This is a genomic window from Blastopirellula sp. J2-11 (assembly GCF_024584705.1).
GTDB lineage: Bacteria > Planctomycetota > Planctomycetia > Pirellulales > Pirellulaceae > Blastopirellula.
The window spans coordinates 3,807,090-3,832,368 of record NZ_CP097384.1 but is presented as its reverse complement, the minus strand read 5'-3'; the positions used below and the strand labels follow the sequence as shown (position 1 = coordinate 3,832,368).

At 56.0% G+C, this 25,279-nt stretch carries 20 protein-coding genes; 18 read left to right on the top strand and 2 right to left on the bottom strand.

Translation table 11 applies throughout. The annotated features are described in order from the left end of the window. Positions 1–72 precede the first annotated feature (72 nt). The 5 genes from phoU (at position 73) to M4951_RS15200 (ending at position 5,253) form a co-directional block, all read left to right on the top strand. On the top strand, positions 73–738 hold the full coding sequence (gene phoU, locus M4951_RS15220) for a phosphate signaling complex protein PhoU (RefSeq protein ID WP_262022507.1): 666 nt from the start codon (positions 73–75) through the stop codon (positions 736–738). 60 nt (positions 739–798) lie between these two features. After that, complete coding sequence (locus tag M4951_RS15215; protein WP_262022506.1) at positions 799–1,542, top strand: response regulator; 744 nt, start codon at positions 799–801, stop codon at positions 1,540–1,542. Positions 1,543–1,685: 143 nt separating this feature from the next. After that, positions 1,686–2,144, top strand: coding sequence for a nucleoside-diphosphate kinase (gene ndk, locus M4951_RS15210; RefSeq protein WP_262022505.1), 459 nt, complete (start codon positions 1,686–1,688; stop codon positions 2,142–2,144). Positions 2,145–2,432: 288 nt separating this feature from the next. Then, positions 2,433–4,310 carry a redoxin domain-containing protein gene (locus tag M4951_RS15205; RefSeq protein ID WP_262022504.1) on the top strand — a complete coding sequence of 626 codons (1,878 nt, stop codon included), beginning with the start codon at positions 2,433–2,435 and terminating at the stop codon, positions 4,308–4,310. Between the two features lie 46 nt (positions 4,311–4,356). Then, positions 4,357–5,253: an alpha/beta hydrolase gene (locus M4951_RS15200; protein WP_262022503.1), complete on the top strand. Its 897-nt coding sequence runs from the start codon at positions 4,357–4,359 to the stop codon at positions 5,251–5,253. Between the two features lie 68 nt (positions 5,254–5,321). Here M4951_RS15200 and M4951_RS15195 read toward each other — a convergent pair whose 3' ends face one another. Next, positions 5,322–9,155 carry a WD40 repeat domain-containing protein gene (locus M4951_RS15195; RefSeq protein ID WP_262022502.1) on the bottom strand — a complete coding sequence of 1,278 codons (3,834 nt, stop codon included), beginning with the start codon at positions 9,153–9,155 and terminating at the stop codon, positions 5,322–5,324. Between the two features lie 388 nt (positions 9,156–9,543). Between M4951_RS15195 and mutS the strand changes: the two genes are divergently transcribed. From mutS to M4951_RS15175, 4 genes are all read left to right on the top strand, one after another. Further along, a complete protein-coding gene (gene mutS, locus M4951_RS15190; protein ID WP_262022501.1) occupies positions 9,544–12,165 on the top strand; it encodes a DNA mismatch repair protein MutS in 2,622 nt (873 codons plus the stop codon). Continuing rightward, positions 12,158–13,078 (top strand): orotidine-5'-phosphate decarboxylase, encoded by a 921-nt coding sequence (gene pyrF, locus M4951_RS15185; protein ID WP_262022500.1) that lies wholly within the window; start codon positions 12,158–12,160, stop codon positions 13,076–13,078. Before mutS ends, pyrF begins: the two co-directional genes overlap by 8 nt. 675 nt (positions 13,079–13,753) lie before the next feature. Next, a complete protein-coding gene (locus tag M4951_RS15180; RefSeq protein ID WP_262022499.1) occupies positions 13,754–14,704 on the top strand; it encodes a DUF1559 domain-containing protein in 951 nt (316 codons plus the stop codon). 198 nt (positions 14,705–14,902) lie between these two features. Beyond that, positions 14,903–15,298: a hypothetical protein gene (locus M4951_RS15175; protein WP_262022498.1), complete on the top strand. Its 396-nt coding sequence runs from the start codon at positions 14,903–14,905 to the stop codon at positions 15,296–15,298. 61 nt (positions 15,299–15,359) lie between these two features. Here M4951_RS15175 and M4951_RS15170 read toward each other — a convergent pair whose 3' ends face one another. Continuing rightward, a complete protein-coding gene (locus M4951_RS15170) occupies positions 15,360–15,851 on the bottom strand; it encodes a DUF423 domain-containing protein (RefSeq protein WP_262022497.1) in 492 nt (163 codons plus the stop codon). A gap of 399 nt (positions 15,852–16,250) precedes the next feature. On the opposite strand from M4951_RS15170, the gene M4951_RS15165 reads away from it, so the two are divergent. The 9 genes from M4951_RS15165 (at position 16,251) to M4951_RS15125 (ending at position 25,242) form a co-directional block, all read left to right on the top strand. Next, a complete protein-coding gene (locus M4951_RS15165) occupies positions 16,251–16,928 on the top strand; it encodes a hypothetical protein (protein WP_262022496.1) in 678 nt (225 codons plus the stop codon). Positions 16,929–16,937: 9 nt separating this feature from the next. Continuing rightward, entirely contained in the window at positions 16,938–18,446 is a 1,509-nt protein-coding gene (locus tag M4951_RS15160; protein WP_262022495.1) for an SLC13 family permease, read from the top strand. Between the two features lie 100 nt (positions 18,447–18,546). After that, positions 18,547–18,951 carry a Dabb family protein gene (locus tag M4951_RS15155; protein ID WP_262022494.1) on the top strand — a complete coding sequence of 135 codons (405 nt, stop codon included), beginning with the start codon at positions 18,547–18,549 and terminating at the stop codon, positions 18,949–18,951. 23 nt (positions 18,952–18,974) lie between these two features. Further along, the gene (locus M4951_RS15150; protein WP_262022493.1) at positions 18,975–19,787 is read left to right on the top strand and encodes an SDR family NAD(P)-dependent oxidoreductase; all 813 of its coding nucleotides are present in this window, start codon (positions 18,975–18,977) and stop codon (positions 19,785–19,787) included. Between the two features lie 122 nt (positions 19,788–19,909). Continuing rightward, a complete protein-coding gene (locus M4951_RS15145) occupies positions 19,910–21,490 on the top strand; it encodes an OprO/OprP family phosphate-selective porin (protein ID WP_262022492.1) in 1,581 nt (526 codons plus the stop codon). 51 nt (positions 21,491–21,541) lie between these two features. Further along, positions 21,542–22,078, top strand: coding sequence for a hypothetical protein (locus tag M4951_RS15140; RefSeq protein WP_262022491.1), 537 nt, complete (start codon positions 21,542–21,544; stop codon positions 22,076–22,078). A 294-nt stretch (positions 22,079–22,372) separates the two neighbouring features. Next, a complete protein-coding gene (locus M4951_RS15135) occupies positions 22,373–22,684 on the top strand; it encodes a hypothetical protein (protein ID WP_262022490.1) in 312 nt (103 codons plus the stop codon). Between the two features lie 203 nt (positions 22,685–22,887). Continuing rightward, positions 22,888–23,544, top strand: a complete 657-nt coding sequence (locus M4951_RS15130; protein ID WP_262022489.1) for a carbonic anhydrase — start codon at positions 22,888–22,890, stop codon at positions 23,542–23,544. Between the two features lie 57 nt (positions 23,545–23,601). Continuing rightward, entirely contained in the window at positions 23,602–25,242 is a 1,641-nt protein-coding gene (locus tag M4951_RS15125; protein WP_262022488.1) for a SulP family inorganic anion transporter, read from the top strand. The last annotated feature ends 37 nt before the right edge of the window (positions 25,243–25,279 follow it).

The window sequence follows — 25,279 nt, the reverse complement described above, 5'->3', positions numbered from 1 at the left end:
GACTAGATTCTAGCTCATCAGGAGAATTACCCCCCGGCTATCCAGCCGGCCCCCCATTTTGGATCGCACCCGATGAGCCGCCATCTGCAACGCGACCTCGACTCTCTTCACCGGGAGATTTTGTCGCTGTCAGGGTTGGTGGAAGAGATGATCGAAAAGTCGATCAAGTCGCTGTACGACCGCAGCTTCCCGTTGGCCGAAGAAGTGATCGCCGCGGACGAGCTGACCGACCAAAAGGAAGTGGTGATCGAAGAGGAGTGCCTGAAGATGCTGGCGCTGCATCAACCGGTCGCCGTCGACCTGCGACGAATTGCGACGGTGATGAAGGTCAATAATGATTTGGAGCGAATTGGCGACCTGACGGTCAACATCGCCGAGCGGGCCAAATGCCTGGTGCAATATCCGAACTTTGAGATCCCGCTCCGGATGGAGCGGATGGTCAACATCACGCGGCAGATGGTCGCCGGAGCGCTCGACGCGTTCGTCGGTCTCGATAGTCAAGCCGCGATGAACGTTCGTCTATTGGACGACGACGTCGACCTGCTCAATCGCGAAATTATTCAAGAGTTGCAAGACCGGATGAAGATCTCCTCGTTCGAGATCGAGCCGGGTTTGCACTGTTTTTCGGCCAGTCGCCATATCGAGCGAATCGCCGACCATGCAACCAATATCGCCGAAGATGTTATTTATCTGGTCGACGGCGAAATTGTCCGGCACCAGCCGGGCCTGTCGAGTTAGTTACTGTCGAGTTAGTCACCTATCCACCTTTTAATGCAACATTACGTTGGGGATTGTTTGATGGCCCGTTTGAAGGTTCTTATCGTCGAAGACGACCGTTCTCTCGCCGACGTCCTGGCGTACAACGTGCGCCAAGCCGGATACGAAGTGATCTCGGCTTACGACGGCCAAGACGGACTTACCCAGGCCCAGATCAAAACTCCGGATCTGGTCATTCTCGATCTGATGCTGCCGGTCATCGACGGTCACGAAGTTTGTCGTCGACTGCGAGCGGATGCATCGACCAAAGACATCATGATCTTGATGCTGACCGCTAAGTCGGAAGAGTCGGATCAGCTGATCGGCTTCTCGCTGGGCGCCGACGATTACGTCACCAAGCCGTTTAGCGTCAAAGTGCTGTTGGAACGAATCAAAGCTTTGGTTCGTCGCAAACGTGGCGCTGACAACTCGCTCGATGACGTTATCGCTTCCCAAGGGATTACGATCGATCGTCGCCGACATCGCGCAACCGCCAGCGGTCGCCCGCTGCAACTGACGCGCAGCGAGTTTCGCCTGCTCGAAACGCTGACCCGTCAGCCGGGCCGCGTTTTTGAACGCTCGGAACTGATCGACGCCGCTTTGGGCGAAGATACTGTCGTGATGGAACGAACCATCGACGTCCATATTCGAGCGCTCCGCCGCAAGATGGCCGATGAAGCCGAATTGATCGAAACCGTTCGCGGCGTCGGCTATCGGTTTCGCGACCCAGGCGCCGTGACCGACACGACCGACGATGTCGACGCCGGACAATTCGTCCAGCACTAGGCGATATCTCGATCAAACAGCTACTAGGCCAGCCCGCAAAGCTGGCCTATTTTCTTTCCCTTGCCGCCTGCCCCGCGGTTGAGCCGCGAGCGAGGATTCTCTAAAATCGCTCGGTTCAGCCACGCTTTGGAGAATAGATAGATATGGAACGCTCGCTTATTCTACTGAAACCCGATTGCGTCCAGCGCCGTCTCATCGGCCGGATCATCAGCCGCTTTGAAGACAAAGGGCTGAACATCGTCGGTATGAAATTGATGCAAATTACGCCCGATCTGGCGAAACAGCACTACGCCGAACATGTCTCGAAGCCGTTTTATCCTGGTTTGGAAGCGTTCATCACCGCGTCGCCGGTCGTAGCGCTGGTGCTGGAAGGTCTGGAAGCGATTCGCGTTATCCGCGATATCCTGGGCGCGACCAGCGGATTAAAAGCGGCCGCCGGCACGATCCGCGGCGATTTCAGCAGCAGCCGCCAAATGAACCTGGTCCACGCGTCCGACGGTCCCGAAGCGGCCGCTCGCGAAATCGGCCTTTATTTCACCGAGTCGGAATTGTGCGATTGCACGCTCAGCCTGACTCCCTGGCTGCGAGCTGACGACGAGTAAAGTCGGAACTCCGCCAACAATTCCTCTCCGTTCAAAGCGCCCCGCACAGGCAGGGCGCTGAAAAAGGGGGTCAGACCCCAATTTCGCCGCGAAACTGGGGTCTGACCCCCTTTTTCGCACGCCCTTCTTCGGTCTCTCTAGATTCTCCCAGAAAATTCATTCGCTACGCAACCTTTGCCCTCTAGGCCTGGGTAAGTCTATAGTGAACGCCTGAAATCTTGTTGTCTCGGCCGGTCGCTGCGGGGCACGATTTCCACCTGTCGCCAAAAGGGAGTGAGGATCTTGAACATGGATCGATTCGCAGTCGCCAGCTTGATTTTTCTGCTACTGTCTCTGACAAGCCTGCAAGCCGCCGAAACGAGCCCTCAACAGCCGTTGGCCGAGAATATTTCGCTGCTCGACTCTACCGGCGAAATCCACCCCTTGGCCGCCGCTTCGCCCAAACAGGCCCGCGTTTTTGTCTTTGTCACCGGCGAGTGTCCGATCTCTCGCGGCTATTTTCCGCTGCTCGGCCGGCTCGATAAACAGTGGAATACGCCCGAGAGCAAAGTCTCGCTACGAGCCGTCTGGGCCGATGTGACCGACACGCCGGCCGAGATCCGTCAGTTCGCGAAAGAGTTCTCCATTGATCTGCCGATTCTGGTCGATCGAGATGGCCAATTAGGCCAGCGTTTTCAAACCAAGTTTGTGCCGGAAGCCTTTGTACTGGATGCCGACGGTAAGCTGGTCTATCGCGGTCGCATTGATGACATGTATCGCGAGATCGGCCGTAAACGTCCCGAAGCGAGCGAAAACACCTTGGCCGACGCCGTCGCGGCGGTCGTCGCCGGTTTGCCGGTCAAAGCAGCCGTTACCGAAGCGGTCGGCTGTTTTTATGAATCGTACGCACCGCTCGAAGACGAAGCGGCCGAAGTGACCTATACCCGCGATGTCGCGCCGATTTTGTACGCCAACTGCGTCACGTGTCATCGTGACGGAGAAGTCGGTCCCTTTTCGTTGGTCACCTACGAAGACGCGGCGAAACGCGCTCGGCAAATCGCGCGGGTCTGCCAGTCGCGCCTGATGCCGCCTTGGAAAGTAGCCGAGCGGCATGGCGAGTTTGAAGGGCAGCGAACGCTGACCGACAAGCAGATCGCCGTTCTGAAAGCATGGGCCGCAACCAATCGGGCCCAAGGGGATCTGGCCGACATGCCGCAACTGCCGAAATTTCCGGAAGGTTGGTACCTGGGCGAGCCTGACTTGATTGTGGAGATGCCGGCCGAGTTTGCAGTGCCGGCGGACGGTCGCGACTTGTATCAAAACTTTGTCATTCCGATTGACGTGCCGGAAGACAAGTTCGTCGCAACGGTCGAGTTCAAGCCGGGCGCACCGAGCGTGGTCCATCACTCGCTCCTTTATCTGGATAAAAACGGCGCGGCTCGGATGTTAGACGAAAGAACGCCTGAGCCGGGCTACGGCACCTTCGGCGGTCCCGGCTTTTTGCCGACCGGCAGCATCGGCGGCTGGTCGCCAGGCAAGACGCCGCGCAAACTGCCGGAAGGACTCGGCCGCTTGCTGGGCAAAGGCTCGGACCTGGTGATGCAGATTCATTACCATCCCAGCGGCAAGGCCGAAAAGGATCGCTCGAAAGTCGGTATTTATTTTGTCGACAAGCCGAAGCAGGAAGCGTTCGCCCTGTGGACCTCTTCGTTCATGCATGACATCAAGCCCGGCGAGAGCGACTATCGCTTGAAAGCCTCCTACACGCTCACCGAAGACGTCACGATGCTCAGCATGATCCCGCACATGCATTTGCTAGGTCAGACGATGAACGTGGTCGCCCATTTGCCCGACGGCACGACCCGCGACTTGATCCACGTCCCGCAGTGGGATTTCAACTGGCAAGACGAGTACGTCTTCGCCGAACCGTTTCAGCTGCCCAAGGGAACGCAGATTGTCTCAGAAGCGAGCTACGATAACTCGGAAGAGAACCCATCCAATCCCAGCTCACCGCCGCAGCGCGTTACCTGGGGGGAAGAGACGAACGACGAGATGCTTTACTGCTTTTTCTTGGTCACGACCGAGAAAAAGGAGTCGATCCCACCGATGGTGATTGATCGCCTGACCCGCGAAGGGATCGACCGCGCGGCGGCGCGCTTGCGATTGAAATTGAGTTCGCGAAAATAGGCTCCGATTTATTGCTCTACGATCTGCCCTAAGAAAGAACCCCACCATGCTGCGCAAACTATCTCTGCTGTCGTTGTTCTTGTTGACTGGCTTTCTGGTTACGCAGGCACGCGCCGCCGATTCGACAATCGATCGTGATGTGGTCTATGGAACCGTCGGCGACTTGAAGTTGCTGGCCGACGTCTATTCACCGGCCGAAAAGTCGGACGCTCCTCGGCCTGTCGTCTTGCTCGTCCACGGCGGCGGCTGGCGCGGCGGCAACAAGCAAGCCGGAACCGTGGTCGCCATCGGAAAAATGTTGGCGAAACAGGGCTACGTCGCCGTTAGCATCAACTATCGCCTGGTAAAAGATGGCGCCGATGGTCAAATCGAAAACCAATGGCCCGCCGCGATCGATGATTGTCGTCAGGCGGTCCGCTGGATTCGTGAGAACGCCGAGAAGCTGAACATCGATCCCACCAAGATCGGCGCCGCCGGCGATTCGGCCGGAGGACATCTCGTCTCGCTGCTCGGCGCCACCGATGCGGCGAAAGCGGGCGAACCGTCAACCCGCGTGCAAGCCGTCGTCAACATCTACGGCCCCGGCGACTTGACCAAAGATTGGACGAAGTACGAAATCAGCGCCAACGTCGCCGTCCAAGAGATGATCGATCGTTTCCTGAAGAAGGGAAACCAAGAAAACCAAATCGCCGCTTCCCCCACGCTGCACGTTGACGACAAGAGCGCCAACTTCTTAATCCTGCAAGGCGGCAAAGATCAACTCGTCCCCCCGAGCCAAACTGAAGCACTGCACGAAGCCCTCAAAAAAGCAGGCCGCAAGTCAGAATTCGTCCTCTACGAAAACGACGGTCACGGCTTTGGCCCAGCGACAGGACTGCAGGCGCTGATGAAGGCGATGACGTTCTTTGAACGCGAGTTGAAAGGGGAGTCGGCCGCGAAGTAGATGAGAAATCGTGGGATTGTTCAGTCGTGAAAACGGCCACAAGGGGCAGCCTGTTGCTTGGCTTCTGGCTACTTAGAAGAAGTGTCAGCCATCAAGGCAATCGGTAACTCCACTTGTTGGTTCTCGACCGAGACGACGTTGGCGGCGGCATTTTTGAATTTGGCCAGCAGCGGAATGCGCACTAGGCCGTCACCTGTTCGCAGGATTTCCTCGGCCATATCTCGAGTGGGATCGCCTGAGAATTGATACATCCCCTCCGGAAGATCTCTGGCGTTACGACGCGGGTCCAACGGAGCACCTTTGTAGTAGCGACTTTTGCCCGCGAGAAAATGCCCTTGCGACTTGGTTGCGTAGATCTCCTCCCCCTCGGCATTTAGGATTGTCCAGTGGTAGGTGATTTGAGGGATGTTGTACTTTGCGGCGACAGGATTATGAATCTCTCGGATCGCTTTCAGGGAATCGCCTGTCAGTCCGGCTTGAGCCGTGACGCGAATCGTCCACTCGCTGGGACCGATCTTAAATCCGGCGGCGTTCAGTCTCGAAGCGATCTGGGGTCCGTGCTGATTGGTATATATCGATTTGCCCAGATCAACCTCAAGCTGGTATTGGGGAATTGTTCCCCCGCCGACGCGCCGATCCGGATTCAGCAGAACCTGGTGGTCGACAAGTTGAGGGTCGGGAAAGGGGATGCGCCGCCAGACTCGTTCGAAGGTCGACTTGGTCGCAACCTTCCACAAAGCGCCGTTAGGGGCCAAGTGCATTTTGCCGGGCCCTGTGGCCAGTTCGAGCTGAAGCTTTAAATCATAGATGTGGGTGCTGTCGTGCCCGCCCACGGCCAATAGATCAGGGCCAACAAACCCAAAGCAATGTCCAGATGCGCCTCCCTGGATCGCTATCTCGCGCCACGTTTGGGTCGTCAAGTCGCCCACAAGAGCGGTTGTTTCGACCACAGGATTATAGTTCGGCGGCAGGTCAGGGCGTTTCCGGGCCATTTCCTCGTCCAACTTGGTAAATTCTTCTTGGACCCATGCGGCCAGGTAGCGGCCGTCAGAACTGATCGCGAATCGAGGAACTACAGCCGCATGTTCGATGGGCGCCCGGCTTAGCAACTCCCCCGTTTCCGTCGTCAGTAAGTCGACGCTATTCGCATTGGCGACCGCGAGCCAACGCGCCTGTGGGCCCACGGCGATGGTCCCGTGATAACTGCCATCGACTTCCCATAGGTCGGCTCCACTCGTCGTATCCCAAGCGGTCAATCGGCCATCGGCCAAGGTGAGCAACCGTTGAGGTCCCGCAAACGCAACCGCTTGGACTGGGCCAATCCCCGGCGTAAGGCGAAACAGAGGTTGTCCCTCCTTGTCGAACACGATCACCACGTCGCGCCATCCCCAGTGACACGTCAGGGCGAAACGAGAATGCTGCGGGTCAAGTACGACAAGAGGTGCAGCGCCTTCTCCTTTTTCCCAGGTAGTTCGAATCCTGCGGGTTCGATCATAGTTACTCTCCAATTTTTCAAAATTGAATGCCGATATCCGCTCTGGGAAGTCATCGGCTCGCGGTCGCCAAACTTTCGCCAAACCCGGTAATGCCAGCACGACTTGTTTCGAGTGGAAGCTATTCGTCGGATCTGCGGGCGGAATCCAAACGAGATCCTCTGCTTGTAACTGAAGCTCTCCCCCTTCGAGCCCATTCCAAGCGTCAGGCCAAGGAATGGTGGGCGGAGTCATCGATTGCGGCGGCGTCCAAGGCGATCCTCCCACGGTGAAATCGAACTCTCGACTCAGCGGCTTCAACTCGGCGGCGGTGACCGGTTTCCTCCGCCGAGGCGTCGTTTGTAAGAACTCTGGATGCAACGCGATGGCGTCCAGCAATTGTTGCGAATTCAGTGGGGATGATTGGGGTTGGGCAGTCGCTGGGCTGGGAGAATCCTCCGCCAGCGAGCGGAGATGCATCTCATAGCGTCCGTTGTTTCCGCCAGGTTGATGGGTCATCTCTTTCACCAGCAGCGCGTTACTGGCGTCGATGCCCAGCTTGATAACTGTTTGCCTTCCTTGGGGCACTCTTGGCTGACGTATCAGATGCGAGAAGGGAAGGCCCTGCTCGGTAAAGGACCACGTTCGCCAGTTAGGCAGCGGCGAGAGTCGCCGTGTCAAATTCGCTCCGGGAATTACCGCGGAAACAGGTTCGCGCCACTCCAGAACTTGACCATTTTGCGTCGAGATTCGGAGTTGCTGATTTCCAAAATGTCCCAAGAGTTCCCGTCCATCGGCCGAGAAATCGAACGTGGGCCAATTTCCATAAACGGAGAAGGTGCGGTACGACTCCTGGGTGCGGCTAAACGTCCCTTGAATCGTCAACCGAGGGATTGCGCAGATCAACAAACTTGCGTGGCCATGCAAGATGAGGTGCTTCCCATCAGGACTTAGCGTTCCCAGTTCTTTCCGCGGCGACCAACGCGTGGTGATCGCGTGCGGATCGTTCAGTTGATAAGTGTCCGTCCCTTCTTCCAGATTGGTTTTCTTTTTTCTGTCGGGTCGCGGGCGGGGCGCCTCTTCCCGTCGCTCTCGGCTGCGACGTCCCAATTCCATCATCAGCACCTTGTTCGCTTCCGTGTGGACCGTCTGATCTCGCACTGGAAATTGCTCTGGATCGATCTCCAACCGGGCGACTTGCTCGTTTGTTTCGACATCCCAAAGTTTCAACGAAACGCCCGCTTCCCCAGCATCCAAAAACAGCAGACGTTTCTCGTCAATAAAGCTCAGCCAGATCAACGTATGTTCCAAATCGATCGTGCCGATCGGTCCGTCGATTTGATCTTTCTTCCAGACAAACAGCTTTCGCTCTGGTGATTTGCAATCTTCGGGAACCGGATCCGCGCTAATGGCCCATGTCCCGTCAAGACTGAGTGCGATTTCCCAACACAGCGGTAACAAATCACTGAAATGCCCGACCTGTTCGCCTGTGCGCAGATCCATCAAACGAAAAGGAGCGTTGCGATGGATCTCGTAGGGAGCCAGCTCCCTGATCTTTTCTGCGAACGCTTTGCGCAATTCGTCGTCGGAGAGCTTTGCTCGATTCGCTTGTTGAACGATCCCTGCGAAATCGATTTTCTCTGCGGTAAACTTGTAGCTGGGCTGTTCCCAGCGGGTTTCTGGGGGCAAGATTGCAAAAGGTCCCTGCATGTCGGCCATCGTCGGAAATTCGATACTTTTCCTACGGCTAACGCGGCAGGGGCTATAAGGGATCGAATTCGGTTCGATCAGCAATTTCAAATCGGGGGCAATCGTCCACTTGCGGCCTGGACCGATATCAAGATTCCAGTTCCCCTCCGCGACGAAATAGTGTTGCCAGAAAGCACGCTTTTCCCAGGGATTCACCTGGCCGCGAATCGCGATCAACTCCGGCGTGGTCGGGGCTGCAGCCGCGGCCGTTTCATAGGTGACAAAGTTCCCCTGAGAAGAGTATTCGCTAGGACGAAAGGGCTTGGCCGCGCTCGTTTCCGACTGCAGATTCTCTGTAGGACCAGGCTTCTCGGCTTCGGACATTTGGGCAACTGCGGAATCGATGGAGTTTTGGCGATCGCCAAAACTCGTGAGCCCCAAGGCGATTGCGCCGCAGACAACACCAAGCAGCACCGCTGCAATGCCCGCGACGATCACATAAGGAGAGATCTCTTTCGATGGAGCAGCAGAAGGTTCTTGCAGCGGCAAAGGGTTGAGCCTGGGGGGAGGTTCGGCCGCAACAGGAAGCGGGGCAAGTTTTAGTTCTTCCTCCTCGACTCGTTCTTTGCGGCGAACCTTGAAGCGGCCGCCGCAGCTGGCGCAGGCAATCTTTCCGTCTGGCAAATCAGAAGCGATGCGTATTGCTTCACCACACTGTGGGCAACGGATACGTTTCGACATGGTAGAGGATGCTCCGAAGTTACTCCCTGGGATGGAGCTGCACTCTACCGCGGGGGCGCAAAGTTTATGTGAAATCGATACGAGAAAAGGTGTTCAGCCGGACGGCGATTCATGGATGGCGCCGCCACACACGGGTTTCGTCGCGATGTCTGGTTACCGTGAAGCGAGATTCTAGGTGGCCAGTTGTCGAATCCCGAAGGGCGATCGTTCAACCAAGAGGGGAGCGGGTAGATGGGCTGTTGGATTGCACAAGTGATGGCGTTGTGAGTCTATCGGCGCTTGTTCCACCCATCCTACGGGACGCATTTTTTCAAATCGGCAAATCTCTCCCAATTTCTTTCTCCTCTCGCCCCTTCATGCGCCGCGCGCATCGTGATAAATTGTCGCGATGAACGTCACCCCCATGATGCAGCAGTACCTCGAAGCGAAGGGAGTTTGCGGCGACGCGATCCTCTTCTTCCGGATGGGGGACTTCTACGAACTGTTTAACGACGATGCGAAGACCGCTGCGCGGGTGTTGGGGATGACCCTCACCAGTCGCGACAAAGGGGAAAACGCCACGCCGATGGCCGGATTCCCGCATCATCAGTTGGACAACTATCTCGGCAAGCTGATCCATCTGGGGTATCGCGTCGCGATCTGTGACCAGGTCGAAAACCCCAAAGAGGCCAAGGGGATCGTCCGCCGCGAGATCACGCGGATCGTCACGCCTGGCACGTTGACCGACGACGCGTTGCTCGAACCGCGCGAAAGCAACTACTTGGCCGCGGTCGCGCTGCCGGGCAAAAAAGAGACCGCCGCCGAAGTTGGAGTCGCCTGGGTCGAGATGTCGACCGGTCGCTTTTATAGCGGCGTCTTTCCGACGGCCCGGCTCGCCGATCAGTTGGCCCGGATCGCCCCTTCAGAATGTCTGGTTCCCGAAGAGTCGAACGTGGTGCCGGCGCATCTGCACGAGTCGATCTTAATGACCTATCGGCCTGCGTGGGCCTTTGGCAAAGAGGGCGCCGGCGAGGTTTTGAAGCGACACTTCGAGACGATGACGCTCGAAGGCTTTGGATTTGGCGATCAAGACCAGTTGGCCGTTTGTGCGGCCGGCGCGGTGCTGGAGTATCTGGAAGAAACGCAGCGGACTTCGCTGCACCACATTGAGCGGCTCACGCCGTATCGCGCTAGCTCGACTTTGGAGATCGACGAGGCGACGCGGCGTTCGTTGGAACTGACCCGCACGATGCGTGATGGTCGCCGCGACGGTTCGTTGCTCGACGCGATCGATCGCTGCGTCACGGTGATGGGAAGCCGTTTGCTGGGGGATTGGCTTTCGAATCCGCTGACCGATTTAGAAGAGATTCATCGACGGCTCGACGGGGTCGAAGAACTGGTGCTGGAGCCGGCGCTCGCCCGCGATCTGCGGGAGAGCTTGAAAGAGGTTTACGATCTCGAACGGCTGCTTGCCCGCGTGATGACAGGCCGTGCGTCGCCGCGCGATCTAGGCTACATCTGCAAGACGCTCGAGCGTCTGCCGCATATCAAAGCGAAGATCACTTCGCGGCGGAGCAGCATGCTGCGGCTATTGGAAGAGCGGTTGGATCTATGCCCCGAGATTCGCTCGCAACTTGCGACGGCGCTGGATGAGAGCTTGCCTCTTTCTCCGCGTGACGGCGGCGTGATCTGCGCCGGCTTTCATGCCGATCTCGATCACCTGCGAGGTCTAGCGGCCGGCGGCAAGCAATGGATCGCCGAGTATCAAAAGCAGGAGATTGAACGGACCGGCATCGCCAATTTAAAGGTCGGCTTCAACAAAGTGTTTGGTTACTATCTGGAAGTGACCAACGTCAATCGCGAGCGCATTCCGACCGACTACATCCGCAAACAGACGCTCAAGAATGCCGAGCGCTACATCACGCCCGAGCTGAAAGAGTATGAAGAAAAAGTTCTCTCGGCCGACGAAAAGGCGAAAGACCTCGAGTACGAACTGTTCGCCCAACTGCGCGACGCGGTGCAGTTAGACGCCAAGCGAATTCAGCAAACCGCTGACGTATTGGCGAACTTGGACTGTCTGTTGTCGCTGGCCGAACTGGCGCGAGAGCGCAACTATTGTCGCCCTCAGGTGGGCGAATCGACGGTGCTGCGGATCTTGGATGGTCGTCATCCAGTGCTCGACTTGAAAGAGATCGAAGGGGGCTTTGTTCCGAACGACGCGCAGCTCGACAGCGAGTCTGGCTTTATCGGCCTGATCACCGGCCCTAACATGGCGGGCAAAAGCACCTACATTCGTCAGGTCGCGCTCATCTCGCTGATGGCGCAGATGGGCAGTTTTGTACCGGCTCGCGAAGCCGATCTGGGGATCGTCGATCGGATCTTCGCCCGGGTTGGCGCCAGCGACGAGCTGTCGCGTGGGCAAAGTACGTTCATGGTCGAGATGACTGAGACGGCCCGCATTTTGAACACGGCGACCAATCGCAGTTTGGTGATCTTGGACGAGATCGGCCGCGGCACCAGCACGTATGACGGCGTTTCGCTCGCCTGGTCGATTGTCGAATATCTGCATGACAAGATCGGCTGCCGCACGTTGTTTGCGACCCACTATCACGAGCTGACCGATTTGCGAAGTTCGCTGGCTGGCGTCGTTAATTTGAACGTGGCGGTCAAAGAGTGGGACGACAAAGTGATCTTCCTGCACAAGATTGTTCCCGGCGCCGCCGACAAAAGTTACGGCATCTATGTTGCTCGTTTGGCCGGCGTACCGCGTGAAGTGAACGAGCGGGCCAAACAGATTTTGAATCAGCTAGAATCAGAGCATCTTGACAGCGGCGGCAACGCGAAGATCGCGTCAAAAAAAGAGCGACGCCCGAAGACCGATTTGCAGTTGAGTCTGTTCGGTCCGCACGAGCACCCGCTGCTCGAGAAATTGCGTGAGGTCGATGTCGATGAGACGACCCCGCTACAGGCATTGCAATTGTTGCAGTCCTGGAAGAAAGATTTGCAAGACGAAGGAGCACCCGGTGGCTAACTTTGCAGAACGATTGGCGACGGCTGTCCAGCAGAAGGGAACTCCGACGCTGGTCGGTATCGATCCGCGGTTCGAGCAGCTTCCTCCTGCGCTGCAAACCGATTCGTCGCTGGCCGGCCAAGCCGCCGCGTTTGAAAAATTCTCGTGCGAGTTGATCGACGCGATCGCCGACCTGGTCGCTGTGGTCAAACCGCAAGCCGCTTTCTTCGAGCAACTCGGGCCGCTAGGAATGGCGGCGCTCGCCAAAGTGGTGACGTATGCCCGACAAAAGGGCTTGCTGGTGATCCTCGATTGCAAACGAGGGGATATCGGCAGCACGGCCGAAGCGTACGCTAAAGCGTATCTGGGGGACGACAGCGCCTGGGGCGCCGATTGCTTGACGGTCAGCCCTTACTTGGGCGATGACAGCCTGACGCCGTTTGTCGACCAGTGCGTTGCGACCGACTCTGGCATCTTTGTACTGGTGAAGACGTCGAACCCCGGCAGCGGCACGCTGCAAGATCTGTCGATTGACGGAGAGACGATCTATCGCCGAATGGCCGCGCATGTCGAGTCGTTAGCCGCTGCGACAAAAAACACGGGGCAGCAGTACGGCGCGGTGGGCGCTGTTGTCGGAGCGACCTATCCCGAGCAACTCTCGGAACTGCGCGAAGTGATGCCGTCGGCCTGGCTGCTCGTGCCGGGCTTCGGTAGCCAAGGGGGCGGTCCGAAAGATGTCGCCGCGGCGTTTGACCCCAACGGACTAGGAGCGCTCATCAACAACTCTCGCGGGCTGAACTTTGCGTTCGCCAAAGAGCCCTACAAATCGCAGTATGGCGCGGCGAAATGGCAAGACGCCAGCGCCGCCGCAACGCGCGATATGATCGCTGCGCTAAAGGCCGATACGCCGGCCGGACGACTCGCGGCAATTTAGTTCTCAATCATTGCGAAGGGAGGCCGCTGCATTTTCGGGCAGAATTCACCCGATTTCGATTTCTCTTGCGCCGCTCTGCGCCAGGACGGTCTGCTGTGACCAGTCAGAAAATTGCCTGGACTATTGTGAACGAATTTGTGGTGTCTAGGTAGAAATTAAAATTCGCGATGTTTCTGTAATCGGGAAGTATCCCACCTCGTTGCGGCTAAAGTCGCTTTCAAGGGGGGATAAGTCTGCTTTTCGACTCCAATCGAGTGATCGAAGTCAAAATAAATGTCAAAATAGTTCTCGGTGATTTGCGGGTATTACGGCGAAGGTTTGGGGAAAACTACGCGTTTATTTCTCGCGGTAGCGTTTCAGGAATTCAAGATGAGTTTCGGCTGAAAGAACGCGAACGCCGATCTTTCTCGTGATTTTCATCCTAAGTCCGAGTTGGTCTTCGCTGGCAGTCAGTCGCCTATATTTTGAGACGAAGAAAGAATTTTTCCTGACGCCATGTTATGCAAAAGGCGCCCCCCAGGCGGAACTATAGATAGGTTGGATAACCCTTCGTATTTTGGCGTCTGCCCCAACTATTGCAGCGCAACCCCATCATGCCCCGCGTTTGCGAATCAACTGCCTAGCGCATGTGCGACAGGCAGCGAATTTATTTTTCATGTTTTAGGGGACGCTCAAATGCAGATCTCTTTCTTCGGCGGACGCCGCCGTAGCGCCTTCACGTTGGTCGAGTTGTTGGTGGTCATCGCGATCATCGGCGTCTTGATCGCATTGCTGCTGCCGGCCGTGCAACAAGCCCGCGAAGCGGCGCGACGCATTAGTTGCAGCAACAACTTGAAGCAGTTGGGCTTGGCGATGCACAATTATCACGATACTTTTCTGTCGTTGCCGTATGGGCAATTCGCCTATGGATTTCACAGTGGACTAGCCCCGGCTTATACCGACACTCCCGGCGAACAGCCATTTGGCGCTACGTGGTTTCAAGGGATTCTTCCGTTTGTAGAGCAATCTGCGATTTACGACGCTGTTAAGTCGGACATGCCGAACATGGCGTCCACTTCATGGGATGAGACGGCGCGCAAGACTGTTGTCGGTGCTTTCGTTTGCCCTTCCGATCCCGCTGGCGGAAAGATTGGCGCGGTTGGTTTTCAGGGTAACTATCTTGGAAACAGTCACAATGACATTCTGCACCCAGGCAATTTGGCCGATGCGAACGGTTTGTTTTTTAACAAGTCAAGCATCAATTTCCGCGACATCACGGATGGCTCCAGTAACACGCTGATGTTCGGCGAGTGCGTCCAGGATCCTGCTGGCACGGAAACTGACGCGATCGGAGCTTATTGGGATGGCCAGTTTCTAGAGGCCGTATTCAGCCCACGTGCGGCATGGGGATTTAATACCGAGGTTCCCGATCTTGTCCGTGACGGAGGATGTGCGGATTCTTTAAAGAAACCTTGCGGTGTTGGAGCTCCCGCCGCTGCGCTGCAATTACTGCGTAGTTATCATCCGGGCGGCGTCATGGTCGTTCGCGCCGATTCCGCCGTATCATTTCTGCCGGATACGATGAACAAAGATATCTATGGGAACCTGGGCGCACGCAATGACGGTAACGTCGTTGGCTCATTCTAACGTTCTAGTAAATGGCGGATCATCGTCAGGCGTCACTTGACTTTTCGATGACCCAAAACGCATTACGATCGCGGTCGTCGTGAGGACCGCGATCGATGTTGCTTAGGCCATGCGTCATTATTTGTGACGCATAGATTTCATCTTTTTTTAAGGGGCGCGGATTCGAACGGTGCGAATCGTTTTGCCGCGAATTACGCCATGTATCAAAAAGCATTTAGAATTACAGCTGTTCTAGCGGGCATTTTAGCGACGGGATTTTTGGGAGGTTGCTCCCGCGGCCCCGAGATGTTCACTGTGATTGGGGTCGTCACGCTTGATGGGACGCCGCTCCAAGATGGGTTCGTCGTCTTTTCCCCAAAAGTTGGAGCGGCGAACGGAGCAGCGTCCGGCAAGATTAAGGACGGCAGTTATACGCTCGAATGTATCGCCGGTGAAAAGAGCGTGACGGTGTTTGGTCGAACCGCAAGCAAGGTGACGGTGCCGATTCACTACCTCGATGGACACTCTGATTTGTTTGCAGACGTTTCAGCGGAAGGTAGCAACGAGTACAACTTCGAGCTGACCACAAAGAAGTTGCGCCGGTCGCGAAGATAAGTATGCTGGCGTTCACACGAATGGGAAGCGAGGCATGATCGCTTCCCATCCAGATTGCGACTTAGGTTGCATCTGCCCGAATCGACAAAATCGTGATGCAGATCCAGCCTCCGCAAAAAGCTAAAGCGCCCAACGGAGCCATGACAGCGAGGATAGGCAAATCCCCTATTCCGGCAATGGCCAGTCCGAATCCCAAAAAGAGGGCCCCGAAGGTGAAACAAGCGCCCCCAAGTTTGGCTAGGATGTTTGTTTTCGCAGCACGCGATGCGATGAATCCTAGAAACAGCATCGAGAATCCGTGGTACATTATGTACTGGCATCCATCTCGATAAGATTTCCATCTATCCGCAATATCTGCGCGGTCCATTTCGCTAATAATGCTGCGTTTTGGTTTCAATATATTGCCGTCAGCATCTAATTCTTCCGGCAGTTCGAATTCTTTCTCGGACAACTCTTCGTCTAGCTTCGTTTTCACGGTTGATTCGAACACAGTTCCAACCAAGACCGCCGTAAGGCCAAACAAGGCTCCGGTGATTAAATTATACCGCGACATGAACTTAACCCTTGATCAAGATAAAAGATGTACGAATAGAGTGATTGTCTATTGTAGTAATTTTTAGATGTCATGGTAGTGATTGATTATGAATGGTATCAAAAGAATCGAGATAAACGTCTTGTGGGTGTCGTAATAAAAGATTGTAACTAATGGGAATTGTCCGCCGCGCTTGCCTTGGCGCGCCGAATGCGCTGCAGCTACCGATTTTCGGCTTGTTGGCGCGCAGGTTTGCACATTTCTGCATCAATCGCCCCAATTTCTAAAGTACACTAGCGCTGGCGGCTCGCTTTTTCTAAGAGAACAGTTTGCGGCCTGCCGTCTTTGTTGAACCGGAGCGTCGCAGACGTTCTAATAGCCGCTCCCTCATCGATTTGCCCCCCCGCTGGAGTTTCGCTCATGCTCTCTTGGTACCTACGGCAGTCTGGCCAGTCGTTGGCTCTCGCCGTGTTCGTATCGCTGCTGCTCAGCTCGTCGTTGTTTGCACAAGGCCGCGGTCGCGGCTCGACGCAAAGTCCGGCTCCGTCTGAGCCCACGACGCAAGATCCGCGTCTCTTGAAGTTTCAGAAAGAGTTTGTGGAGAAGGCGGAAGATCTGGGAGATGAGTACGCTCGCAAACAAGACTGGGCCAAAGCGAAGTCGGTTTTTGTCGAGATCTTGAAGCTCGCTCCGCAGTACAAAGGGGCGAAAGACAAGCTGGAAGCGATCAATCGCAATTTGATCGGATCGAACCGCAAGTCGTTGACGATCAGCGCCAACGGCGATTGGCGCGATACCGGCATCAATGTGAACAAGGGAGCTTTGCTTAGGATCGTCGCCGAAGGGAAGTGGACCTTTGTGTTTGAAGGAGACGCCGACGGAGTTGAGCCGCCGCGCGAACTTCGCGACTTGAAGCTTGGCAGCCTGGTTGGTTATATCGCCGTGCCTGGCGACAAAAAGCCGCAGCCGTTTACGATCGGCAAACAGCGAGATTTCGCCGCGCCGGCGTCGGGACGCTTGTTCTTGAAAATGTTCGATGTCGATAACTCGGACAATCAAGGAACGATGGCGGTTGAAATTGGCGGTGAGTTCGAATAAAACGCCGTCATGAGCACGCAATCTACGGAAGGAACAGGCCGGATCCCGATGGTCGGTCGCTGGCTTGGATTGGCGATCGCGATCACGTTGGTCGCCGGGCCAAGTCTCGGGTGGCAATTGCACCCAGAGGACCCTCAGCTGAACTACATGGCGGCCGTCGCTGCGCTGATGGCGGTTTGGTGGCTGACCGAAGCGTTGCCGATTGCGGCGACGGCGCTGGTTCCTCTGGCGCTGATGCCGTTGTTGGGCATTCAATCGATGGCCGATGTCTCAGCCAGCTACGGCAGTCGATTTATCTTTCTCTTCTTGGGGGGATTTTTGATCGCGTTGGCGGTGGAAGAAAGCGGACTGCACCGCCGCATCGCCCTGTCGATCGTCTACGCGATGGGAGATCAGCCGCGGCGGATTGTGCTAGGTTTCATGATCGCGACGGCGGCCCTTTCGATGTGGATCTCAAACACGGCGACCGCGTTGTTGATGCTGCCGATTGCGGCGAGCATTTTGACGCGCGTTGACGCCGGTCAGATGTCGCTAGAGCGGCGAATTAATCTGGGGGCTGCGCTGATGTTAGGAATCGCCTATGCGGCGAGCATCGGCGGAGTCGCAACGATTATTGGTACGCCGCCCAACGTCGCGTTCGCCAGCTTTTACGCCAAGGAATATCCCGATGGCGAATACGTCAGCTTTTTGAGTTGGATGATCCTTGCGCTTCCCTTCACGCTGATGTTTCTCGGCATTTGTTGGGGAGCGATGACTTACTGGATTTTTCCGTGCGGTTCCGAAGCTTCGGTCGGCGGACGAGAAGTGATCCGTGATGAGCTGGACAAGCTGGGGGCGATGTCGGCGGCGGAATGGCGCGTCGGAGGAATCTTTCTTGTCACGGCGCTGCTCTGGATCTTGCGCGAGCCGACCGAAGGCTGGGGATGGGGGCCTTTGTTGCAGAGCAAATATGCGGATGACGGCACAGCCGCGATTCTCATGGCGCTGCTTTGTTTCTATTTGCCCAGCGGAAAAGAAGATGGCAGTCGTTTGCTGCATTGGCAGTCAACCGTCCGAATTCCTTGGGGAGTGCTATTGCTGTTTGGCGGCGGCGTAGCGCTCGCCGGCGGATTGCACGAAACCGGACTCGATCGCTTTTTGGGGGAACGACTTGCCGGCATGATGACAGGCTTGTCGCCGATCGTCATGGCGGCGCTGACCGCCAGCGGAATGATTTGCCTGACTGAACTGACCTCAAATTTGGCGAGCGTGCAGATGCTGAATCCCATTTTGGCCAGCACGGCCGATGAGTTGCAGGTCAGCCCGCTGTTGCTGTTGATTCCCTCCACGCTGGCCGCGAGTTGCGCTTTTATGATGCCGGTGGCGACTCCCCCTAATGCGATCGTCTACAGCTCTGGTCGGGTGACCATGCGGCAGATGATCAAGGCCGGGTTCGTGTTGAACCTGGTGTCGCTGGCGCTGATTGTACTGGTGATTTCGACGATCGGGCCGCTCGTGTTCCATTCGTTGAAGATGTAGCCGCTCTTCCGGGGGCCAATTTGTCGCGGGGGCGGCGCGTTGGTATCCTAGAGAGGGCCAACTGCATTGGACATACCTACCCTTGCTGAGAGAATTCATCATGAATCGCGTCTTCTGTTATTCGATTTTCGCCTTGCTGGCGGTTATGGTGGTCGCCATGAATACGCGTTCGTTTGCCGATGACGCGGCCAAGCCGGAGAAGTTGTTGCGGCATGTCGTGATTTTCAAGTTCAAAGAAGGGGTGAAGCCTTCGGATCAGAAGATGGTTGAGGAAGCGTTCGCCGCGTTGCCAGGCAAGATTTCGCAGATCGCTGATTTTGAATGGGGCACGAATAACAGCCCCGAGATGCTTGATAAAGGCTTTACGCACTGCTTTCTGGTGACCTTCAAAAGCGAAGCGGATCGCGAAGCCTATCTGCCGCACCCGGCGCACAAAGAATTTGTCGAACTATTGCTTCCCCATTTGGAAGAAGCGTTCGTCATCGATTACTGGGCTTCGAAGTAACTCTGGTAATAAAGCAATTGACTATGCGACCGCGCGGAAACGTTGAATTTAATAACTCGGGGCGTGTCGTTTTGGTGACCGGAGGCGCAGGCGGAATTGGCTTGGCGATCTGCCAGGCGTTCGCCGCTTCGGGCGCGACGACCTATGCTGTGGATGTGTCGCAGCCCGAACCGGGGGTCGATCTGCCGGCCAAGTTGATCTTGGGTGATGTCTCGCAACGCGACGATTGCCAGCGCGTTATTACGCAAGTTGTCGAAGAGGCAGGCGCGCTGGACGTGTTGGTCAACAACGCCGCGATCCAGCCTCCCGACTCGTACCGACCAATCGACCAATTGTCGTCTGCGGTCTGGGATAAGATGGTCGCGATCAATCTCTCTGGCTACGCTTACATGGCGATGGAAGCGGCTGCGGTGATGCGCAAGCAGCAAAGCGGCGTGATCGTCAATATGGCGAGCGCCCAAGGGCACCGGACCGCTCGTGAGGTGCCTGCCTATGGACCGATCAAAGCGGCCAATCTCATGCAGGCGAAACAATGGGGGGTCGAGCTGGCGCGTGAAGGAGTGCGGGTCGTATCGGTTTCTCCTGGTGCGGTGGGAACTCCGCTTTTGCGGGCATCTCTCGCGCAGCAAGGCGGAGAAGCGCCTTTGGCGAATCGGCATCCTTTAGGTCGGATCGCCGAACCGCCGGAAATTGCGGCGGCCGTGATGTGGTTGGCCAGTGACGGCGCTTCGTTTGTCACCGCGACCGATCTCGAAGTGGATGGCGGATTGGGCGCATTTGCGGCATTTGCGGACCCATTTTCCGTTACCACCATGCCTGGTCAAAACGATCACTGAAATCGTCACAGGCGGCGCGACTATCAATCGTGCAATCTTAATATTTGATTATGCGGGCTCTTCCCGATGATCGCGACATGACGAAATTGATTGTTCTACTTCGTGTGTCACGGATGGCTGAAATGACGATGTTACCAAAAAGAATTGCTAGCACGGTTGCAGCGGGGCTTTTGCTGTTCGGAGCTACGCATTTCTCCGCGCCGGCTTTGGCTCAGGAGACGTCCTTCAGTAGCTATACCACCGAGCTGTATGTTGCACCGCAAGATGAATTCAGCCGACGGCTAATGGAGTTGGAGCGGCGAATTGATCAGCTAGACGCACCGTTGCAACCTGGCCTATCGGCGCCGCCGGCGCCGACTGGCGCGATGCCGAACATGCAAAACATTCAAAATGTGCCGATGACGAACGTCGGGCATTTGATGGAACGAATCGAACGGCTGGAAGCGGCCCAGACCGTTCAAGGCGCTCAACTCGCGAAGGTAGCGGAAGAATACGTCCCGCCGACGAAACCAACGTTCAAGATCGGCGGTCGCGTTCACTTTGACACTTGGGACTTTCCTAGTAATACGCCGGGGATCGGCTTCTTTGAAAATCCGGCGACCGGCAATGACCCGGAAAATCGCTGGGCGTTTCGACGCGTCCGCTTGGAAACGAGCGGTGATGCTTTTGAAACGATGCTGTGGCGCATTCAGGTTGACTTCGCTGATCCCAATGATCCTGCGATCAAGGATGTTTACATTGGCTGGGACGAACTGCCAGGCAATACGACCGTGCTGCTGGGTAATCAAAAGCGTCCGCTTGGTTTAGACGCGTTAAACAGTTCGCGGTTCAACATTTTTATGGAACGGCCGCTGGTGGTGGAAGCGTTCAACGAAGATGCGCGTCGTCTCGGGTTATGCGGCTACAGCTACTCAGACGATCTGGTCTACAACTGGCGCTACGGCATTTTCAATATGGAAAACGTGTCCGGCACCGGAACCTATCTCGGCGATGCGTTTCAAGGAAGCGGCAACGCTCGCTTGGCGAGCAGCCCATGGTATGACGATTCATCGGGAGGACGTGGTTATTACCACTGGGCGATCGCCGGTATGGTGGCCAATCCTGATGGTGATGTATTGGCGACAACGCCGCACTCCAATCAAGGACGCTTTCGTACGCGTCCTGAAGCGCGTTCAAGCAGTCGCTGGATCGACACCGGCGCTATTGCGGGAGCCGATTGGTACGAAGTGTTCGCGTTGGAATCAATGCTGAATGTGGGCGCCTGGAATTTCTGCGGCGAGTATCAGGCGACCTGGCTGCAGCGTGACAACGGCATGAGCGACGTCAATTTCCATGGCGGTTATTTGCAAGCCGCATACTTTCTGACCGGCGAGCACATGGCGTACGATCGCAAAAGCAGCACGCTCTCTCGCGTGAAGCCGTTTGAGAATTTCTTTCTGGTTCCTGATTGCAACGGCAACTTTGGAACCGGTTGGGGCGCCTGGCAAGTCGCTGCACGTATCTCGTACTTGGATCTAACCGACGATAACATTCAGGGCGGCGTTGAGACCAACGCGACGCTAGGTTTGAACTGGCTGTGGACTTCGCACTCGAAGATGCAGTTCAACGCGATCTACGGCGACATCAGTGAGCACAGGCCGGTGGGCGGCTACACGGGAGGCAACTTCTGGATCATGGGTTGTCGCTTTATGGTCGATTTCTAAACCAGATGAATCAAAACAAACGCCTCGGCGAAAGATAGAAGGATGAATACTATGCGACGGATTGCAATCTACTTTTTGTTGGCCGGATTGGCGCTGTGTGCGAACATCGCCCATAGCGGCGAAGCGATGGTGGGCGGATGCGGCAGGCCAACCATTCATGGCAACTGCTGCTGTGAGCATCCCTGTTGGGAGTGCGCCCCCTACCTGCTGAAGAAGTCGTGCGAAGAAGAAACAGAGCATTGCTGGACGACGCGCTGCAAGCAGATCGAAATCCCGCCGGTTCGCTTTCCTTGGGAAAAATCAGATTGCTGCGGATGTGAACCGCCGCTGGTGAAGTGCGGTAAGGTTCGCACCGTCAATCAATTGTGGCGAAACGAGTACAAAGTTTCGGTACCGAAATTTGAGTGGATCCGAACGTGCCTCAAATCATGCGTTCCCTGCAGCAGCGCTCCGGTCGATGTTCAACTGCCTGCGGGCGATCCGCCGATTCCGCCGATGGTCCCGCCGGTGAGCGCGGGAGCGGTTCCGCAGTACGACATTCTGCCGAGCGGGTATGTTGTCCCGGTGCTCCTGCCGGCTGCTCAATAGCCATAGCATCACCTCCAGTTTTAGATCGGCTTGCCTTCAGCGACGCGTCGCCTGAAGGCAAGCTTTTTTTATGCCGAGAAAAAAAGCCGCGGCAAGATTTCATGCGTAGTGAAGTATCGCCGAAATCACTTGATATTATTCAGGTTGCGCCGCATTCTCTCCGATCAGGGGAGAAGAAAGCAGACTTGACTTAACTACGCCGTCGAACGTAAAGTTGGAATACGTCATCTTGGCGGAATCTTTTGCTGGTTCGCCATTTTGTCCGATCTCTAACATAAAAAAGAAGGGAGCGCAATGAGACGAATCAATCGCCGATCGCCTTTGCCAATTGCTCCTTTTCTATTCATGATGTTTGCGATGTTGGTGGGGACGATCTCGCCTCCGCGGTCGCTTGCTGAGCAGGAGACGGAAACTTCGCGAGAAGTGGAGGTCGTGCTGCTGGGGCAAATCGTTTCGGTCGAATTTCGTCCTAAGATCACTGCTGACGATCGTTCTGCCGATTTTCTGTCGGCTCCACTGCCTGGTCGTATTTCTCGGGCGGCATTCAGCGGTATTCGTGCCGAACGAAGCGCTTGGAACGGGATCGGCGCGGCGCTGCGCATTTAAACAAGCGTTATTTCTTGGCCTCTTCTTGGGCCAGCGTTCCTGAGTTGATTTGAACGCACAAACATCGTGACTCCGGCTTCTGCTGCGCACTCATCTATGCTCTGACGCGAGCAGAGAGAAGTGTTTGCAGCGCCGCTGGAATCTTTCAGATATACGAAACGCCAGCATGGCGCATGTCGATGCGCCCAGTGAGTATTCGAACCATGCAGAAACTGATCAGCGGACTATCTCAATTTCAGAACTCAGACTATCGGCACAAACAGTCTTTGTTTGAAGAACTTGCCCACGGGCAGTCGCCGCAGACGCTGTTTATTACTTGCTCTGACTCGCGAATCGACCCCAACTTGATAACACGCAGCGATCCCGGAGATCTCTTTGTGTTGCGGAACGCGGGAAATCTGATTCCGCGACATGGTCAAGCGAGTGGAGAAGCGGCGACGATCGAGTATGCGATCAAAGCGCTTCGTGTTCAGGATATCGTCGTTTGCGGGCACTCTCAGTGCGGCGCGATGAATGCAATTCTTCAAACAGGGTCGTGTGACCAACTTCCGGCTGTCGCCGCGTGGTTGCAAAACGCGGATGGATTGGCGCAGCGAACTTTGCAGCGCCATGGCGAGCAGTCGCCAGAGCGGATGTTGGAACTGGTCATCCAGGAGAATGTCCGAATGCAATTGGAAAACCTGCAAGCGTTGCGCTGCGTCGCCGATGCGTTATCCAACGATCAGGTTCAGTTGCATGGCTGGGCGTACGACATTGGATCGGGAAAAGTGGAAATGCTTGATTGCGAGAAAGATGCGTTTGTGCCGCTGAGCGATGCGGCGTTTAGCGAGATCAATGACTCGACATCGGGTTTTGCGTAATGGCCGAGTCTGACGCTTTTCCTGGTTTCCAAATAACATCGCGATAAGGCAGATTCAATGTCCGACAAATCCAGTGGTCCTCCATTTTTTTGTTGGGAGACGATCAGAAATGACGTCTTCCCATCGATTGTCGTATTTCTAGTCGCACTTCCCCTTTGTCTCGGCATCGCGATCGCGTCGGGAGCGCCCCCGGCGGCTGGACTCATTTCCGGTATCGTGGGCGGTCTGGTCGTCGGCTTTTTTGCAGGCGCTCCGCTGCAGGTCAGCGGCCCCGCAGCCGGTCTAACGGTGCTGGTCTATAGCTTGTTCGAGAAATTTGACATCAAGCTTGTGATGCTGGTGATCGTGGTGGCGGGTTTGATGCAAATTGTCGCCGGCTTCTTGAAACTGGGGCAGTGGTTTCGCGCAGTTTCACCGGCGGTGGTGAAGGGGATGCTGGCCGGAATCGGCGTGCTGATTTTTTGCAGTCAGTTTCACATCATGATCGACGATCAGCCGCGGAAAGAGTTGGTGATCGGCGGCGTTCATTTGGAAGCCGGCTTGGCGAATCTGCTGACGATTCCCCAGGCGATTGGCCGCGTATTTGCATTTGACGAATCGAAGTCGCACCATCTTGCGGCGGGACTTGGCTTGTTCACCATTGCGGTGATCGTGCTCTGGAAAATGGCGCCGAAAAAATTACAGCTGATCCCTGGTCCGTTGCTTGGCGTCGTGTTGGCGACGTTGTTCTCCGAATTATTCGACGTTCCGATTAAGCGGCTGGAAGCGAGCATTCCAGCGAGCTTTTTCAGCAGTTTTGTCTTTCCCGATCTCGGCATGTGGATGTCAGCGCCAATTGTTGAGATTCTAATGGCGGCCGCCGGCGTCGCCTTGATCGCTAGTGCGGAGACGCTCTTGTGCGCCACCGCAGTGGATCAAATGCATGAAGGGGAACGCACCAACTACGATCGTGAGTTGATGGCGCAGGGTTTGGGCAATTCGGTCTGCGGGCTAATCGGCGGATTGCCGTTGACCGGGGTGATCGTGAGGAGCGCCGCCAACGTTTCGGCAGGCGCAAAGTCGCGCTGGTCCGCGATCATGCACGGGGGCTGGCTGCTCTTGTTTGTGGCGTTTCTCCCCTTCTTGTTGAAGCAAATTCCCGTCGCCAGTTTGGCGGCCGTGTTGGTTTATACCGGGTATAAGCTGGTGAATCCCGCTTCGATTCGCGAATTGGCCAAGTATGGAAAGAGCGAGGTCTTCATCTATTTCGCCACGATGGTCACGATTGTCGCGACCGATTTGTTAATCGGCGTCGTCACCGGAATCGTATTAGCCGCTTGCAAGTTGTTGTACGTCTTCTCTCGCTTAGAAATACGTCGCGAGGGAGATCCCGCTTCAGGCAAGTTGACTTTGCGACTGATCGGAACCGCGACGTTCATGCGATTGCCGGCGTTGGCTTCGGAGCTGGAGCAAATCCCAGGCAACGTCGAATTGCATGTCAATTTCGAGCAACTGAACTACATCGATCATGCCTGTCTCGATTTGCTGATGTCTTGGGAGAAGCAGCATGAAGCGTCAGGCGGAAGCTTGGTGATCGACTGGGATGGACTTGCGGCTCGTTTTCATGATCGGTACGTCGAAAAACCAAGGGGAGAATCGCCCCGAGAATCTAGCGGCGCAGACCAGCGCACGATCGAAGAATCGCTTCGGTCGAAGTAAGCGTTGATTCAATTTTTGACCGATTGTCTGCAAATAT